Source organism: Empedobacter sp. UBA5924 (genome assembly GCF_002431085.1).
In the GTDB taxonomy this organism is placed as follows: Bacteria; Bacteroidota; Bacteroidia; order Flavobacteriales; family Weeksellaceae; genus Empedobacter; species Empedobacter falsenii_B.
In genome coordinates, this window is the sequence record NZ_DJDM01000022.1 from 113568 (window position 1) to 131511 (window position 17944).

Here is a 17944-nt window from a genome sequence, read left to right on the forward strand (position 1 = left end):
TTTTAATTTAAAATAGTTCATATAAAAGCTTCAAGATTACTTGAAGCTTTTTAATTTTACATCATGAAAAAAATAGTTGTTGGATTCATTTTGATGATGAGTTCTATTGTGTTTTCACAAGAAATTTATCAAGTTATAGCGCAAGAAGGATTGACAGTTAGAACAAGTCCGAATGGAAAACGAATTGGTAAAATTCCGTATGGATATCCTGTTAAAATTTCAGAAAAAGGTGAAGCGTTTGCAATTAAAGATAATGGGAAAGCAAAAAGTGGAAACTGGGTGAAATTAGATGTTAGCTCGTCTAAATTAATTTTGGATGAAGGAGTTAATGATTCTTCTGCTCAAGGCGATTTGTATGCGTTTAGTGGTTATTTAATCACACAACAAAATTTTGTCAATCAATTCGAAACAGAAATTTCTACGCACCCAGCTTTTAGCGAATTTTATTTAGCAACAGCTTACAAATGCTTCGCAATTAAAGGCGACTTTTTTGGTGACGGTGTGGTGGATTATTTATATAGAATGATTGATACAAAAGGAAATATCCGTTTATTTATTGTGAATAATATGAAAAAAGGAAGTCAAATTTATGGTTTGGGAGGAGCAAAAGATCCGTTCAAAATTACAAATTATGATTTCGGAACGTTGATGATGATTCCAAAAGGAACGCCACTTTATTCGAATTATAAAGATGGAGTGAAACGAAATTTAAATGGAGTTTCTAAAAATGAAATCGTAACTTTAGATTATGATGCGATTTATGTGCATCAAGATAACGCAAAAGAAGGCGGATTTATTTACCGAAAAGATGGTAAATGGAATTGGCTGAACCAAAAATAAAACTAAAATAATTATGCAAAATATAGAAGGTAAAGTAGCTTATATAACGGGGGGAACAAAAGGAATTGGATTAGGAATTGCAAAATCATTGGTAGAAAATGGTTTGAAAGTGGCAATTTCTGGACGAAACATTGATGATGTTGAAAAAGCTCGTCATTATTTAGGAAATCAAAATGTATTGGCTATTCAGTCGGATGTGAGACATTTCGAAGATGAACAAAATGCAATTGAGCAAATTATTTCTGCGTTTGGACGTTTGGATATTGTGATTGCAAATGCTGGTTTAGGAAAATTTGCGCCAGTTGATGAACTTTCTTTAGAAGATTGGAATGCGATGATTGATACTAACCTGACAGGAGTTTTTCATACAATAAAAGCGTCTGTTGAAGCACTAAAAGTTTCGAAAGGATATTATATTTCGATTGCTTCTTTGGCGGGAACAAATTTCTTTGCGAATGGAGCGGGTTACAATGCTTCGAAATTTGGCGTTGTCGGTTTTACCCAAGCAGCGATGTTAGATTTGAGAAATTATGATATCAAATGTACAACGATTATGCCTGGTTCTGTGACTTCAAACTTTAATGATCATGTGCCAAATTCGGAGGATGGATGGAAAATTCAGCCCGAAGATTTAGGACAAATGGTAGTTGATTTATTGAAAATGAATCCAAATGTTTTGCCAAGTAAAATAGAAGTTCGTCCTACGAAAACAAAATAATTTAAAGATCTCGATAAGAGATCTTTTTTTATGAAAAAAATATTTCGTAATTACCAATAGTTTACATAGTTTCGTGGAAAAATAAGAATACAATAAAGGTATTTTTTTAACGAGCACTTTTTAATGAATTTTAAAAAATCAGTCAATCATTTTCGTCGTACAATTATGCGTCGATTAACAGGAGGAATAGGTGATGGTAATTTGCCAAAGATAGACAAAGAAAAACCTCTTGAACTTAATAGAGTACTGATAAACAGACCCAATCAGCGTTTAGGAAATATTCTATTGATTACACCTTTGATTCAGGAAATTATCCGATATAATCCTGGTGTTAAAATTGACTTATTTGTAAAAGGAAAGGTCGCTCCGATTATTTTTGAGAACTATCCTCAAGTTGATCAAATTATTGAATTACCTAAAAAACCTTTCAAAGAATTGATTCAATATGCTAAAGTTTGGCTAAAAATCAAGAAAAAGAATTACGATTTAGTGATTAATGTTGATAAAAATTCATCTTCAGGACGACTTTCAACTTCTTTTGCGAATTCTAAGTATAAAATTTTTGGGAATGAATTTGAAATGAATTCGAATCAAGAAATTCATATTCATCAAGCACAATATCCAGTTTATGTGTTTAGAAAATTCTTAGAATTATTTAAAAATAAAGAAGGAAATTTAGATAATCCAACTCTAAATATTCAGTTAACAGAGCAAGAGTCTACAAAAGGAATAGAAATGTTAACTGAATTGATTCAAGATCCTTCAAAGAAAACACTTGCATTTTTTACGTATGCAACTGGTACAAAATGTTATGATGAAAAATGGTGGACAGAATTTTACAATTTATTTTATCCAAAATATTCGCAAGAATATAATTTAATTGAAATTTTACCTGTCGAAAATATTTCGATGCTAAATCATAGATTGCCTACTTATTACAGTAAAGATGTGAGAGAAATTGCAGCTGTGATGAAAAGTTGCGAATTTGTGATTGCAGCCGATTCTGGTATGATGCATTTGAGTTGTGCAGCGCCTACAAAAACAATTGGTTTGTTTAAAGATCAAAGCTTCTTAGAGCGTTATAAACCTTATGGAATAGGAAATGCTGTAGTCTTGATTAATAATGAAGATAAGGGTATTCTTGTTCAAGAAATGGATAAATTATTGGTTAAAAAAAAAACTGTTTTTTATCATCAAACAAAGTTCGTTTCGATTTGATATGAAATAAATTAGCTTCAACAAAAATATTTTAATTTCGTTTGATTATTTCATAGCTTTGTCCTCTGAAATAATTTAAAAATGTCAACAGAGTTTACAATTATCATCCCAATTTATAATGAGGAAGATAACTTGATAAGATTGGAAGAAACAATGAATCAATATCTGTCAAAGTCAATAAAACGGACTGAAATTTTATTGATTAATGATGGTTCTAAAGACAAAAGTTTGGCTCTTATCAAAGAGATTTGTAATAGAAATCAAGCTTTTCATTATATTTCTTTTGACAAAAATTATGGTTTATCTTCAGCTATAAAAGCTGGTTTTGATACAGTGGAATCAAAATGGGTTGGTTATATCGATGCGGATTTACAGACTGATCCAGAAGATTTCAATAAATTATTAGCGTTAGCAGATCAATATGATTTGGTGACTGGAGTTCGTGCAGATCGCAAAGATTCTTTCGTGAAAAACATGTCATCTAAAATTGCCAATTCTATTCGTAGAGCATTTACTAATGACGGAATGGATGATACGGGTTGTCCATTAAAAGTTATAGATGCTGAAAAAGCGAAGAAAATTCCGATGTTCAAAGGATTGCACCGTTTTTTACCAGCTATGATTTTATTACAAAATGGAACGGTTACTCAAGTTCCTGTCAAACATTTTCCTCGTATCGCGGGCGAATCAAAATTCAATTTATGGAACCGTTTATTAGGACCGTTAATGGATTGTTTTGCATTTGTTTGGATGAAGAAAAAATACATCAATTATAAAATTCAAGAAAGAGCATAATGCCAAATTGGGTTATCATCAGTATTGGTTTTCTTGCACAAGCACTTTTTTCGAGTCGTCTTATTTTACAATGGGTTGTTTCTGAAAAGAATAAGAAAGTTCTTACACCAAAATTATTTTGGGAAGTTAGCTTGTTTGCATCTGTTTTGCTATTTTTATATGGTTATTTGCGTCATGATTTTTCGATTATGTTGGGACAAACATTGACGTATTATATCTATATCAGAAATATTCAACTTCAAAATCATTGGAAAGAATTTCCGAAAATAGTACGCATTTTCTTGTATGTTTTTCCTGCATTAATTGTTTTATATGGTTTCAATAACGGAATTTTTGATGTAGATTTATTATTCAAAAACGAAAAAATTCCGATGTGGCTTTTATCTTTAGGAGTCGTATCTCAGGTACTTTTCACATTTCGTTTCGTCTATCAATGGATTTATTCCGAACGAAAACACGAATCGCAATTACCAATGGGATTTTGGGTCATTAGTTTAACAGGATCATTGTTGATTTTAATTTACGCGATTATTCGAAAAGATCCCGTTTTATTTGTTGGTCATTTTATGGGATTTATCGTTTATGCTCGAAATATATTAATCAAACGAAAAGAGAAAAATGGTTCAGTGGATTAAGCAAAATTCAGTTTTATTTTTAATCATCGTAACAATTTTGATGTTGTTTGTTAATCTTGGCGTTTTACAAACCAACATTATGGAGGCTCGAAACATTATTTCGGCGCGAGAAATGGTACACGAAGGAAATTGGATTTTTACCACGCTTAACGGTTTGCCTCGTTATGAAAAGCCACCTTTACCAACTTGGATTACAGCTATTTTTGGAAGTGTTTTTGGTTTCGAAAACTTTTTTTGGCTACGCATTCCAGTTGTTCTAATTACCATTTTATTAGTCGTTTGGTTCTATAAAACATTAACGCATTTCGATTTAACAAAACAACAAGTTGTTAATTCTTCATTGGTTTTAATCACTTCATTTTACGTGTTTTTCTCTGGGAGAGATAACAATTGGGATATGTACACGCATAGTTTTGTGATGGGAGCGATATTGTTTTTGGTGAAAGAATTTCAATCATCAAAATTTAATTTATTCAACTTTATTGCTGCATTTTTATTGTTAGCTTGTTCGATAATGAGCAAAGGTCCAGTTTCGTTGTATGCGCTATTTTTACCGTTTTTAATTGCTTATTTTATTTTTTATAGATACAAATTAGGAAGAAATTTAGGAATTACAATTTTAACGATAATATTAGGTTGTGTCGTAGGATTTGCATGGATGATGTATGTGAAATATTTTGATCCAGAACATTTTTTAGCGGCTTCTCAAAAGGAAGTGAACAATTGGCACAGCTATAATACTCGTCCAATTTATTATTATTGGAGTTTCTTTACACAATCTGGTTTATGGACAATTCCGGCTTTGGTAAGTTTGATTTATCCTTATCTAAAAAATAAAGTTGCAAACAAAAAAGCCTATCAATTTGCTTGGTTATGGACAATTTTATCGGTGGTTTTATTATCTGTAATTCCAGAAAAAAAATCAAGATATTTATTACCAGTTTTAATTCCTTTAGCGATGAATATTGGCTTTTATATCGAATATTTACGATTAGAATTCAAAAATTTATCAAATAAAACTGAACGATATTTTACCAATTTTGCGTTTGGTTTATACGGAATAATAGGAATCGCAATTTCAGTTGGTGTTTTTATTTATACAAAAGATCGTTTGTCAGAATTTTTGGTTTGGTCGATTCCTTTTGCTATTGTTGGATTAATTTTAGGAATCTCAATTTTTAAAGGATTAAAGATAAAATCATTCGAACAGATATTTTACTCAACTATTTTATTGATGTGTTCAGTTGTTGCATTTGGATTTCCACTTTCCAAATTAACTTTTTCCGAAGAGTTGTATTCTTCTGCTAAAAATCTGAAAAAATTAGAACAACAAAATCAAATCAAAACATACGAATGGCAAAGTTTTGTTCCTGAAATAGTGTTGGATTATGGGACTTCAATTCCTGCAATTAACTATGGAAAGAAAACTATCTTTCCGAAAGAAGAGAAATTTGGAATGTTAGCAAGTCCGTCAGATTCTACTTTTTTTGCAGATCATTTTAATAATTATTCAATCAAAAAAATTGGTGTGGTCGATTTGAATCATTCTTCAAAAAATCAAAAAAATTATAACGATCGTATCCAAAGAAACTATTATTTGATTCAAAAAAAGTGATTAAATTTCGAGTAAAATTTTTAGCTTAAATTTTCGTTATTCTAATAAAATCTTTTGCAGTTTCGGATTCTATTTTTTCTATGTTTTTGGTTAGTGAACAGTTTTGTTTTTGCTCAACATTTTGGGTGGAAAAATCCTAATTTTAGACAAGATTCTGTTCAACTTTCTGATACGATAAAGCTTCAAAATAAAGGAATTTTATCCGAAAAATTTCAAATTTTAGATTCAACAGGAAATCCAATTTCAAAAGAATTTTATACGATAAATTTTGAACGAAACGAGGTTTATTTCAATTCTTCAATCGCCAAACAAATGGTGAAAATTCAGTATTTTGTTAATCCAAAATTAGCCGAATCTGTTTTTTATGCCAAAAATCCGAATATCATTGTTAATGATGCAAAACCAGTTGATATTTTTCATCAAATAGAACCGAATTCAAAACAAGCGAACAAAGATGTTTTTGATGGTTTGAATAGTAAAGGTTCGATGGTTCGTGGTATTCGTTTTGGGAATAATCAAAGTGCGTCTGTGCAATCTTCGTTGGATTTGGAATTGTCAGGAAAATTATCGGATGATATTACAGTAAATGCGGCGATTGCGGATAATAATGTGCCAATAGAATCGGATGGATACACGCAAAATCTGCAAGAATTTGATAAAGTTTACATCGAATTAGCCAGTAAAAATTCGAAAATTAGAGCTGGACATATTGATATTAATACCAATCAAGAACGAGATTTTTTCAATCCATTTAATCAAAAAGTAACAGGTTTACAATTGTCAACTCAGTTAAAAGGCGAAAAATCGTCGACCAATATTTTTGCTTCTGGAAGCATTACACGAGGTGAATTTATGCGTGTTAATTTTGTTGGACAAGACGGAAATCAAGGTCCTTATAGGCTTTCTGGAAAGAATAATGAATTGTATGTGATTATTATTTCTGGTAGTGAGAAAGTATATATTGATGGTGTTTTGTTGGAGCGTGGCGAGCAAAATGATTATGTAATTAATTACAATACAGGAGAAATTTCTTTCACTTCAAACCGATTGATTACCGCAAATACGCGCATTAATGTGGAGTATTTGTACAATTCTCGAAATTATTCACAAGTTTTACTTTATGGTGGAGCTGAATATGAATCGGAACGATTGAAATTGTCAGGTTTTTTCTTTTCTCAAGGAGATTCGAAGAATAATTCACTTGGAAATGATTTGACAGATGCTGAAAAGCAAATTTTGGCAAATGCAGGGAATGATCCAGATAAAATGTACACCGTTTCTGCAGAGAAAACGACGTATGATTCGAATAAAATCTTGTATCGAAAAGTAAATCAAAATGGATTAGATATCTTTGAATATTCGACAGATCCAAACGATGAATTGTATCAAGTGGCTTTCACGTATGTTGGAGCTAATCAAGGAAATTATCGACAAATAAATGCGAATCAAAATGGGAAAGTCTTTCAATATAACGAAGCAATTGCTGGAGTTTTACGAGGTGATTATGAACCAATAAAGCAATTAATTTCGCTTAAAAAGTTGCAGATTTATACGTTGAATGGACAATATCAATTGAGAGATAATGGAAATGTTGGTTTTAATTTAGGTTTGAGTAATTATGATCAAAATTTATTTTCATCGATTGATGATCAAAACAATTCTGGTTTAGCAACTCGTGTTTATGGTGAAAAAACATTTTCTTTCAAAAATTGGAAAATTACACCTTATGCGGAATGGAATTTTATTAATAAAAATTATAAAAGTGCAGAGCGTTTACGAGCTGTTGAATTTGCACGAGATTTTAATTTGGAACAAGAATTAAGTGGCGTAAATCAGAATTTTATCACAACAAAAATCAATTCATCTTGGAAAGAAAAATTTAATGCACAATATAAATTCGATTATCTTGAAAATACTGGTTTGTACAAAGGTTTGAGAAATCAACTTGATGCAAATTATAAAACTGAAAAAGACGAAATCGTTGCGCAAGCAAATATTTTATCAACAAAAGCAACGCTTCAAAATACCAATTTTGCGCGTTATATGGTAGATGGAAAACGAAAAATTGGAAATAAATTTTGGGTTGGAGCGAGAGTTTGGGGCGAGAATAATGACATGGATGATTTGACAAAAAATCAAAAATCAGATTTAAGTTTTAAATGGAATGAATTTCAGTTGAAAGGAGGTTTTGCAGATTCGCTTGGTCATAAAATCGATTTGACGGTTTATCAACGTCAAGACGATTCGGTTCGTTTAGGGACTTGGCAAAATATTCAACAAAGTAAAGGAGCTATTTTTAATTCAACATTAATACAAAAACAAAATCATCAATTAAATTTAAATTTCCATTATCGACGAGTTAATTATCAATTTTTAGATGCGCCGAACGAAGATTTTATGACAGGAAGCGTAAAATGGTACAAAGCTTTTTTCAATCAAGGTTTACAATTAAATGTAGATTATGAAGTGGGAAGCGGTGTGGAACCGCAGCGTGAATTTCAGTATGTAAAAGTTTCGGATGGAATGGGAATTTACAAATGGACGGATTATAACGGCGATGGAATTGAGCAAATTGACGAGTTTGAAGTGGCAGAATTTATCGACCAAGCAAATTATATTCGCGTGTATACGAATACAATCGAGTATTTGAAAACGAATAAAAATCAATTCAATTTTACGTTGCGTTTTCGTCCAAAACAAGTTTTTAATACCGAAAATGAATTCTGGAATCGTTGGATGTTTCAGCAAAATATCTCGGCAAGTAACTCGTTGCGCAAAGAAGGAACGACGTTAGAATGGAATCCTTTTACGAATTCGGCTCAAATTTTAGGTAAAACAAGAAGTATTCGTTCGTCGATTTTCTTTAATCAAGGAACACAATATAAATGGTCGTCAAATTTTATTTACAATCAACAACAATCCCAAACGTATGTTTACACAGGTTCTGAATACCGTGATTCAGACAGTTATTTGTTGCAAGCGCGTTATAAGATTTTGCAAGATCTAATCGCAAGTTTCGATACTGAATATATGGTGATTAACAGCGATTCTGAATTATTTTTGAGTAGACGATATAAGTTAAATAATCTTCGTTTATCACCAAAAATTACGTATCAAACAGAAAAAAATCTTGTTGCGTCGTTGTTTTATAATTATCAAAATAAGAAGAATGTTTCGGGTGAAGAGCAATTAAATCAGTCGGATTTGGGAACAGAAATTCAATGGAACGGTTCGGATAAAATGAGTTTGTTGGGAAGTTTTAGTTTTATCAACAATAAATTTATCGGAAACCAAGAATCTGTTGTTGGAAATCAAATGATGGAAGGTTTGCGCGCTGGAAATAATTTTGTTTGGCAGTTGCAAATCCAACGGCAAATCACAAGTTTTTTGCAATTGAATATTTCGTATGATGGACGAAAAACCGAAGAAAATAAGCCAATACATACGGGAAGTGTGCAAGTGCAAGCGAGGTTTTAAATAATAAAAGACGATTTTATAAAATCGTCTTTTATTATTATTTTTACATTCTATTTACTTCATCTTGATTTCCAGTTTCGCGATTTTTTACTGATAATTTATTACTTCCGAATTTATAATTCAATCCAATTCTTATGCTTTGAGTATCCCATACATTCGCAAAAGTTTGTACGATTCCATTGTTATTTTGTGATAAATATTCTTGCGCTTTGAAAATATCTGTTGCATTCAAACTCAATTCTAATTTTTTATCTAACATCAAATATTTGAACGAAAGATTGAAACGAGCATAAGGTTTTAGTTTATAATTTTGGAAAGTTTCTCCAAAATTTTGAAAATAAATCAAGTTAATAAACATCGTTTTTTGTTGATTAAGCGTAAAATCATTTGTCGAAAATAATGAACTCGACCAACCTTTGAATCGCTTAGAAGAAATTGCAACATTTGCGCTCGAATAAGAAACTTCAAAAGTAGTAACGCTTGACCACCATTTTGTAGGATTTATCGTCATATTTTGGCTCAAACCAAAGCTATCCGAATCTACAAAATTCATCCAAACAAAAGTATTATGTTTTGTGTTCTCATCAATGATTGAAGCTTGATTGACACCATCTCTCAAACTTGAATAATAAAGTCGAGTATCAAATTTTTTGTAAGTAAAAGTAAGTTCTAAATTGTGTGTAAAAGCTGGTTTCAAAAAAGGATTTCCTTCGTTGTAAACATATTCGTTTTGTATCATTCGAAAAGGATTTAAACTTTCGTAATTTGGACGATTGATACGACGCGAATAATTAATTCCTAAACTTTTACTTTTATCAAAAGTGTGCAACAAATAAAATGACGGAAACAGTTTGATATAATCTGTTTTATTCGTTTGATTATTTTCTCTCGAAAAACCTTCTGTTTGTGTTGCTTCTAATCTCAAACCAGCTTGCATCTGCCATTTTTCTCCAAACTTTTTACTTCCGTTCAAATAAATTGCTTCGTTATTTTCTTTGTATTTGAAAAGATTCGACAAATTTTCATCAAATGTATAGTTGTAATTTTCGTCTGCTTTATATGCTTCAACCAAATTATTTGATTTTGATTGCGAAAATTTAGCCCCAAAACTCCAATTGAAATTTGTTAAAGGAAGTTCTACATCAATTTTAGATGAAAAATTCTCAATACGATTGTTTAAATTACTTTTTCCACCAAAAAAAGAATCTTCTATTAACTGATTATTTTTGTAAGAATTGGTTGCATAAGTTCTATTCATAGGAGATGAATAATTGGCGTAATCGGCATCAAATGAAATCTTTTTACCTAATGAATCAAGTGCAAATTCAGAATAAAGATTGACCAAAGATTGATTCGTCTTACCATTTTCGAATGAATTTCCTTTATTTGTTTGATAAACTTCGTTCGTTAAATTCTTGAAAAACATTTCTTGTGGATTTTCTGAATTATATTTCGAATTGTTGAATGAAAATTTAGAACCAATTGTCCATTTATCGGTTAATTTATAATCAACAGAGAATCGTCCTCCTAGATATTTGTTGATATAATCTGTGTAAGAAATGTTGTGTCTGCGCGCATCAGAGAAAAATAATTCGTTGTTCCATGTTCTCAGAAATCTTCTATCTCCAGCATTCAACGAAGTCTGAACTGTCCATTTATCTTTTTGTAAATTGTAAGCTGCATTGTAGCGCTCTGTGTTTCTTTTACTTCGCGTATATGATGCTCCAATAGTGGAATTCCAGCTATTATTTTTTATTTTTTTTGTTACAATATTTATAATTCCACTATTTCCTTCTGCTTCATATTTTGCAGGCGGAGTCGTGATGACTTCAATTTTTGAAATATCAGAAGCGCTAATACTTTCCAAATAATTAATCAAATCCGTTTGTGACATATAAGTTGGTTTGTCATCAATCAAAACCATTACAGAATTTTTTCCAGAAACCGCAATATTATCATTTGTTACATTCAAACCAGGAGTGACGCGCAAAACATCCATTGCAGTTCCGCCAGCCGCTGAAGTAGAATTTTCTACATTGAAAACAAACCGATCGATTTTTCGTTCCATGATTTTCTTTTCTGCTCCAACGACAACTTCTTTCAAGTTTGTAGATGTTTTAATTTCAATCTTTCCTAAATCGATAGAATTATTCAATTGAATATCTTTCTGAAAAACAATTTCTTCAAAATAGTTGATTTCAAATTTGTACGTATTTTTCTTTGCTTCAATAGCGAATTTTCCAAGTTCATCTGTTGTTAAATTGATAATTGTGTCTTGATTAGATAAGGTAATGTCAACATAAGGAAGCGCTTTATTTTGCTCCATAACTTCGCCTGTTAGTGTATAGTTTTGAGCAAATAGAAAACTAGCGCTAAATAAAATGATAAGTTGAATAAATGTTTTCATGTTGAATTAATTTTAAACAAATATTCTCCAAATCGATTCTTTTTGAACTTTAAAATCGACAAACCCTACTATATTATCGACGAATTTGATTAAAACCAAAAACCTCGAGAATCTCTTGAGGTTTTTGATTTAATTTATTTTTCCTTCATAATAAACAGGATTTCCTTTTTCATCGAAACCAATTATAGTTAATTGATAATCTTTTGGTTTATCGTTGTTGAAATATTCTATTTCTGTGTCTTCTCCTGGAGCTGTATACAAATTAGGATTCCAAAATAAAGTACTTCTTATGTCATTCGGAACATCGTTGTAAAGCGATTCGTAATCATCATTGTTAAAATATGGAAGGGATTGATTATAACCACCAATTTGAATTAAATTATTAGGTAACATAGGCGTGTTATCAACTGGCGCATCACTTCCTCGTTTAGAGTAAATTGCAATTGCATTACCAAGTAAACCAGCGCCTTTGAAAATTTTTACCATCGCAATATCTCTAGGATTAATACTAGTTAAATTATCTGAAGTCATTTTCATTTCGTTCCAATAAATTGCAACTTCAGAATTTCTAATTTTTGGAACTCCGTTAGAAACCGTTAATCCTGCAACTCGTCCAGCTAAAAAGTCCATAATATTTGTATAACCTTCTATTGGCTGAGATTCGTTTACGAAATCTATCACAGTTTCGTTTATGTTATTGAACATTCCGCTACTTAATTCATTGTTCAGCTTCTCAGTTTTCGATTTTTTATCCGCTTTTACAACAACTTCTTTCAGACGAATACTTTTATCATTGATGATTTTGATGTTCTGTTTATACGTATTCTGCTTCTCGACTTCTTCTTTATTCGTAATTTCTTCTAATAAATAAGGCGTTGCAGGCAATTTGGATTTATAACTTGTACTTTTATAATTTGGCACAACAGATAAAGTTAAAGTTCCGTTGTTGGCAGATTTTCCATTTTCCGAATTCAAGAAATAATTCATCGCCATTGGCCCATAATAAAACAAATTATTCATCTCGAAGTTTCCTTCATAATCAGTATCAAGCGTTGCAAATTCTTTTCCATTATTCTGCATTTTATAAATAATACTCAACGAAGCATTGCTCAATTCTCTCCCGTTATTATATGCTTTCACTTTGTAGGAAAGATATCTACGATCGTTGTCAATAGTAGGTTTTACGATATTTCCAACCACTAAATCTTCCCAATTAAATCTTTTCCATTTTTCTGTTATTAAAAGCGCATCCAGATTTTCTGAGAATTCATTATTTTTAAAATATTGTGTAGGATGATTAATTTTCGAACTAAAATCTCGCGTCAATAACATTGCAGAAATTAAATTGTCTTCATCATTATTTTTTTGATCTTTGATAACAGCCGAAAAATTAATTTCTTCAGGATATTTTACCTTAATTGTGTTTAATTCTCGTGGATTAGCCGTTGTTTCGAAAGAAATTTCAGGTTTTTTGTACGATTCTTTTGGATTGATAAATATCAAACGATGAGCAACCTGAATATCATTTGCATCAAAAATGGCAATGTTCAAAATACCTTTGTCATTGTCTAAAACCTCTTTTGGAACATAAGTTGAAACCGATTCCACACTTTTTACAATTTGAGAACTCATTACAAGTTCATTATTAATTGTTCCAATAATTTTATGATTCAATAAAGGATTTTCTTGATTGATGCTTTTTAATTGGATCACAATGTCTTTGCTATTTCGAACAACTTTCATCAGAATCCCATCTTTTTTAGCTTCAGGTAAATCAATAATTTGTTGATTTCCTTTTTCGTCATTTAATTGTACTTGATAAGATTTGCCTTCTTCTGCTCTCAACGCAAAAGTCGCAACGTTTTCATCTAGATTATCAAATGTTGTAATTTTATTGGTAGGATTATTTTTCTCGAATACAAAACCATTCCATTTTTTTGGTAAATCTTCGTCCGATTTTAATCTTACAGCAAATTTAGTTGTCTGATTTTGAATAAAATTTCCACCTTCCGCAAAAGCTTTTGCATTCCATTTTAAATTTGGATTTGGAACAAGTTTTAATTTAGAATTTGGATTATAAATCTTGACTTGATTGATATGTTGAAATTCTTCTGAGAAGAAAGTCATGTACGTTGTGTAGGCTCTTACAAAGTAAATTCCTTCTTCGTTTTCGTTTTTGGTATTCAGTGTTCCGTCACTTTCACCGTTCACAATCGGAACCAATTTTCGGTTGATTAATTTTTTGTCTTTATCGTATAATTCAACAATAAGATTTGTAGAAATTAAGCTTGGTTTGTAGCCATTTAATGTATAAGCTTTGAACCAAATATTATCTCCAGCAATGTAATCTTCCTTATCAAATAATAAATAAACTTTTTCTTGAGCGTAATTTGTATCCAGACTTTTTATAGCCGTTTCCAATTTTGATTGCGCAAAAGTTGTAATCGAGCAAAAGTATAATGCGAGTAAATAAATATATTTCATGCGAGAATGATTAATCTAATAGAATGAATTTGAATTCTTAAAATTATCATTATTTAGATGATTTTCATTCATACTTTTTATTAAAATTTATCATAACTTTTGATTGAATGACGATTTTTCTTCTCGAATAATGTTAATTTTTGTTAATGAATTTAATTAAAAGACTTTAACAAAAAAACCTCGAGAATTTCTCGAGGTTTTAAATTTATAAAGAAATGTTGTGTTGGATTAGATTCCGTCAACAATTGCATTTAATGTTGCAGATGGACGCATTGCAGCAGTTGTTTTAGCAAAATCTGCTTTGTAGTAACCACCAATATCTTGAGGTTTACCTTGCGCTCCGATTAACTCTTCGTTAATTTTTGCTTCGTTTTCTTCCATAGCTTTTGCAACAGGAGCAAATTTAGCAGCTAAATCAGCATCTTTTGTTTGATTTGCTAACGCTTCTGCCCAGTACATAGCTAAATAGAAATGAGAACCACGGTTATCGATAGTTCCTAATTTACGACCTGGAGATTTGTCAGTTGCTAAAAATTTAGCATTTGCTTCATCTAAAGCATCAGCTAAAGTTTGAGCTTTTGCATTTCCTTGTGTTTGAGAAAGGTGCTCTAAAGAAGCTTGTAATGCTAAGAACTCACCTAAAGAATCCCAACGTAAGTAACCTTCTTCTACGAATTGTTCGATGTGTTTTGGAGCAGATCCTCCCGCACCAGTTTCGAATAATCCACCTCCGTTCATTAATGGAACGATAGATAACATTTTAGCAGAAGTTCCTAATTCTAAAATTGGGAATAAATCTGTTAAGTAGTCACGTAAAACGTTACCAGAAACAGAAATAGTATCTTTTCCTTCTCTTGCACGGCTTAAAGTTTCTTTCATCGCGTCTTTAACGTCCATGATACGAATATCTAAACCTGTTGTATCGTGATCAGCTAAGTATTTTTCAACTTTTTTGATGATTTGTTGATCGTGAGCTCTTCCTTTATCTAACCAGAAAATTGCTGGAGTATCAGATAAACGAGATCTGTTAACCGCTAATTTAACCCAGTCTTGAATAGGAGCGTCTTTCGTTTGAGACATTCTGAAAATATCAGAAGTTTCAACTTTTTGCTCTAATAATGTGTTTCCGTTTGCGTCTTCAACTTTGATTGTTCCGTTTGCAGGAGCTTGGAAAGTTTTGTCGTGAGAACCATATTCTTCCGCTTTTTGAGCCATTAATCCAACATTAGGAACAGAACCCATTGTTGTAGGATCTAACGCTCCATTTGCTTTCATATCGTCTACAACAGCTTCGTAGAAACCAGCATAAGAACGGTCAGGGATGATCGCTACAGTATCTTCTTCAGCGCCATCTTTGTTCCACATTTTACCTCCGTTTCTTACCAATGCAGCCATAGAAGCATCAACAATAATATCAGAAGGAACGTGGAAGTTCGTAATTCCTTTATCAGAATTAACCATTGCTACACGTGGTCCGTTTGCTAGATCAGCTTCAATTGCAGCTTTGATTTCTGCTTCTTGAGGTTGACCTTTTATTTTTTCGAATAAATCTGCTAAACCATTGTTTGGATTAATATCTAATGCTTTGAAAGTATCAGCATATTTTACAAAAACATCTTTGAAGAAAGTTTCAACGATTGCTCCAAAAATAACAGGATCAGAAACTTTCATCATTGTTGCTTTTAAGTGAGCAGACAATAATACGTTTTTGTCTTTTGCTTCTTGAATCGCTTCTTGAACAAATGATTTTAAAGAGTTTAAGTTCATTACAGAAGAATCAATTACTTCTCCAGCTTTTAGAGGCGCTGCTGATTTTAATTCTTGAACAGAACCATCTTCTCCGTAAAATTTGATTGTATATTCAGTTGCGTTTTCTAACGTAGTAGAATTTTCAGTACCGTAGAAATCACCAGATTTCATGTAAGCAACTTCTGTTTTGCTATCTGTAGCCCAAGCTCCCATTTTGTGAGGATTTGCTTTTGCATAGTTTTTAACAGCTTTAGGCGCACGACGGTCAGAGTTTCCTTCACGTAAAACTGGGTTTACAGCAGAACCTAAAACTTTTCCGTATCTAGCTTTGATTGCTTTTTCATCTTCATTTTTTGGTTCAGCTGGATAATTTGGTACAGCAAAACCTTTCGCTTGCAATTCTGCAATCGCTTCGTCTAATTGAGGAACAGAAGCCGAAATATTAGGTAACTTAATGATATTTGCTTCCGGAGTAGTCGCCAAAGCTCCTAATTCTGCTAAAGCATCAGGAATTCTTTGTTCTTCTTTTAAGAATTCAGGGAAATTAGCTAAAATACGTCCAGCTAAAGAAATATCTGGAACTTCGATTGTAATATCAGCTGTTTTCGTGAATCCTTGTACGATTGGCAAAAATGAGTGAGTTGCCAACATCGGAGCTTCATCCGTAAGTGTGTAATGAATTTTTGACATTATGTTTTAAATTTTTTTGAGACTATTTTAATAATAGTCAATTAAAAATACATTTTTTCAATTTTGAATGCAGAAACTGCAAACTTTGCAAATATACAATATTTAGCAGATTAAGTTGACCATAAATCAATCATTTACACTAATTTTAGTATAATTTTTAACATGATTTTTGATAGGTCGTCAAGTTGATAATTTATTGAAACAAAATTGTTCAAGTTGATAATTTTTGACTGTTTTTTTTTTCAACTTCATGTATAATTTCACTTTTGAAAGAGCTGTCTATTTAATTCTTTTAAGAAACCAATTTTTATACACTTAGTTTCTTTCTTAATTTTGCATAAAAACAATTCTTTTGAAACAAAATCTAGCGACAATCGCATTTTATAATGTCGAAAATTTTTATTCTAAATCTTCAGACAAATCTTTTTTGCCAAGTAATTTTATCAAATGGAAAGATAATCGTTACGATACAAAGGTGAATAAGATTGCATTTTGCATCTCTAAAATTGGCAAATTAGAAACAAATGAATTACCATGTTTGGTTGGTTTGGCTGAGGTTGAAAATGAAGAGGTTTTGCAAGATTTGATTCAAAATGATTTTTTGAAAGATGGCGATTATAAAACACTTTTATATAAATCATTAGACGAAAGAAAAATAAATGTTGGATTAATTTATCGTCAACAATTTTTTGAAGTTATAGAAAGCGAACCAATTAGATTTATCTTTAAAGATCAGTATGATACAAAATCTTATACACGAGATATTTTGTATGTAAAAGGAATTTTAGTTGGCGAAATTATTCATATTTTTATTGTTCATTTACCTTCTAAAATTGATAAAGAAATCAATCAATTAAAACGTCAACATATTTTTAAAACAATTCGAAAAAGAATTAACGATTTGTTAACCGAAAATTATTCGGAGAAAATTGTTGTGATGGGAGATTTTAATGATTCTCCAACAAATTCTGACTTAATTGATGAATTGGATACACGTTCTAAACAAGAAGAGATAAACCGAAACGAATTATTCAATCCAATGGTCAGTCTACAATCGTATAAAAGGGGTTCGATGATCTTTAAAAAACAATGGATGTTATTTGATCAACAGCTTTTTTCGAAAGGATTTTTTACTTCTCAATCAAATTTAGAATATATAAAAACAGATATTTTTGATGCTGATTTTTTGAAGAATACAGGCGGAAAATCAACTGGTTTGCCATTTAGAACTTTTGTTGGCGGAAAATATTTCGGTGGATATAGCGACCATTTTCCCGTTTATACCATTTTAAAATATTAAATTTGTAGCGGTATAA

At 31.2% G+C, this 17944-nt stretch carries 11 protein-coding genes; 8 read left to right on the plus strand and 3 right to left on the minus strand.

Annotated features, from left to right (window positions below):
* Positions 1-63 precede the first annotated feature (63 nt).
* The 7 genes from B3792_RS05795 (at position 64) to B3792_RS05825 (ending at position 9298) form a co-directional block, all read left to right on the plus strand.
* Complete coding sequence (locus B3792_RS05795; RefSeq protein WP_125349992.1) at positions 64-840, plus strand: hypothetical protein; 777 nt, start codon at positions 64-66, stop codon at positions 838-840.
* Between the two features lie 13 nt (positions 841-853).
* Positions 854-1558, plus strand: a complete 705-nt coding sequence (locus B3792_RS05800; RefSeq protein ID WP_038330800.1) for an SDR family oxidoreductase — start codon at positions 854-856, stop codon at positions 1556-1558.
* Positions 1559-1681: 123 nt separating this feature from the next.
* Positions 1682-2776 (plus strand): glycosyltransferase family 9 protein, encoded by a 1095-nt coding sequence (locus B3792_RS05805; protein WP_291069092.1) that lies wholly within the window; start codon positions 1682-1684, stop codon positions 2774-2776.
* 81 nt (positions 2777-2857) lie between these two features.
* Positions 2858-3571 carry a glycosyltransferase family 2 protein gene (locus B3792_RS05810; RefSeq protein ID WP_291069094.1) on the plus strand — a complete coding sequence of 238 codons (714 nt, stop codon included), beginning with the start codon at positions 2858-2860 and terminating at the stop codon, positions 3569-3571.
* On the plus strand, positions 3571-4206 hold the full coding sequence (locus tag B3792_RS05815; protein ID WP_291069096.1) for a lipid-A-disaccharide synthase N-terminal domain-containing protein: 636 nt from the start codon (positions 3571-3573) through the stop codon (positions 4204-4206). The genes B3792_RS05810 and B3792_RS05815 overlap by 1 nt, the downstream gene beginning before the upstream one ends.
* A complete protein-coding gene (locus tag B3792_RS05820) occupies positions 4190-5821 on the plus strand; it encodes an ArnT family glycosyltransferase (protein ID WP_291069098.1) in 1632 nt (543 codons plus the stop codon). Before B3792_RS05815 ends, B3792_RS05820 begins: the two co-directional genes overlap by 17 nt.
* 93 nt (positions 5822-5914) lie before the next feature.
* Positions 5915-9298 (plus strand): hypothetical protein, encoded by a 3384-nt coding sequence (locus tag B3792_RS05825; RefSeq protein WP_291069100.1) that lies wholly within the window; start codon positions 5915-5917, stop codon positions 9296-9298.
* Positions 9299-9341: 43 nt separating this feature from the next.
* On the opposite strand, the gene B3792_RS05830 is transcribed toward B3792_RS05825, so the two are convergent.
* The 3 genes from B3792_RS05830 to B3792_RS05840 form a co-directional block, all read right to left on the minus strand.
* Positions 9342-11705 (minus strand): TonB-dependent receptor domain-containing protein, encoded by a 2364-nt coding sequence (locus B3792_RS05830; protein ID WP_291047871.1) that lies wholly within the window; start codon positions 11703-11705, stop codon positions 9342-9344.
* Positions 11706-11834: 129 nt separating this feature from the next.
* Entirely contained in the window at positions 11835-14189 is a 2355-nt protein-coding gene (locus B3792_RS05835; protein ID WP_291069102.1) for a hypothetical protein, read from the minus strand.
* Positions 14190-14417: 228 nt separating this feature from the next.
* Positions 14418-16628: an NADP-dependent isocitrate dehydrogenase gene (locus tag B3792_RS05840; RefSeq protein WP_291069104.1), complete on the minus strand. Its 2211-nt coding sequence runs from the start codon at positions 16626-16628 to the stop codon at positions 14418-14420.
* Positions 16629-16980: 352 nt separating this feature from the next.
* On the opposite strand from B3792_RS05840, the gene B3792_RS05845 reads away from it, so the two are divergent.
* Complete coding sequence (locus B3792_RS05845) at positions 16981-17928, plus strand: endonuclease (protein ID WP_291069106.1); 948 nt, start codon at positions 16981-16983, stop codon at positions 17926-17928.
* Positions 17929-17944 lie beyond the last annotated feature (16 nt).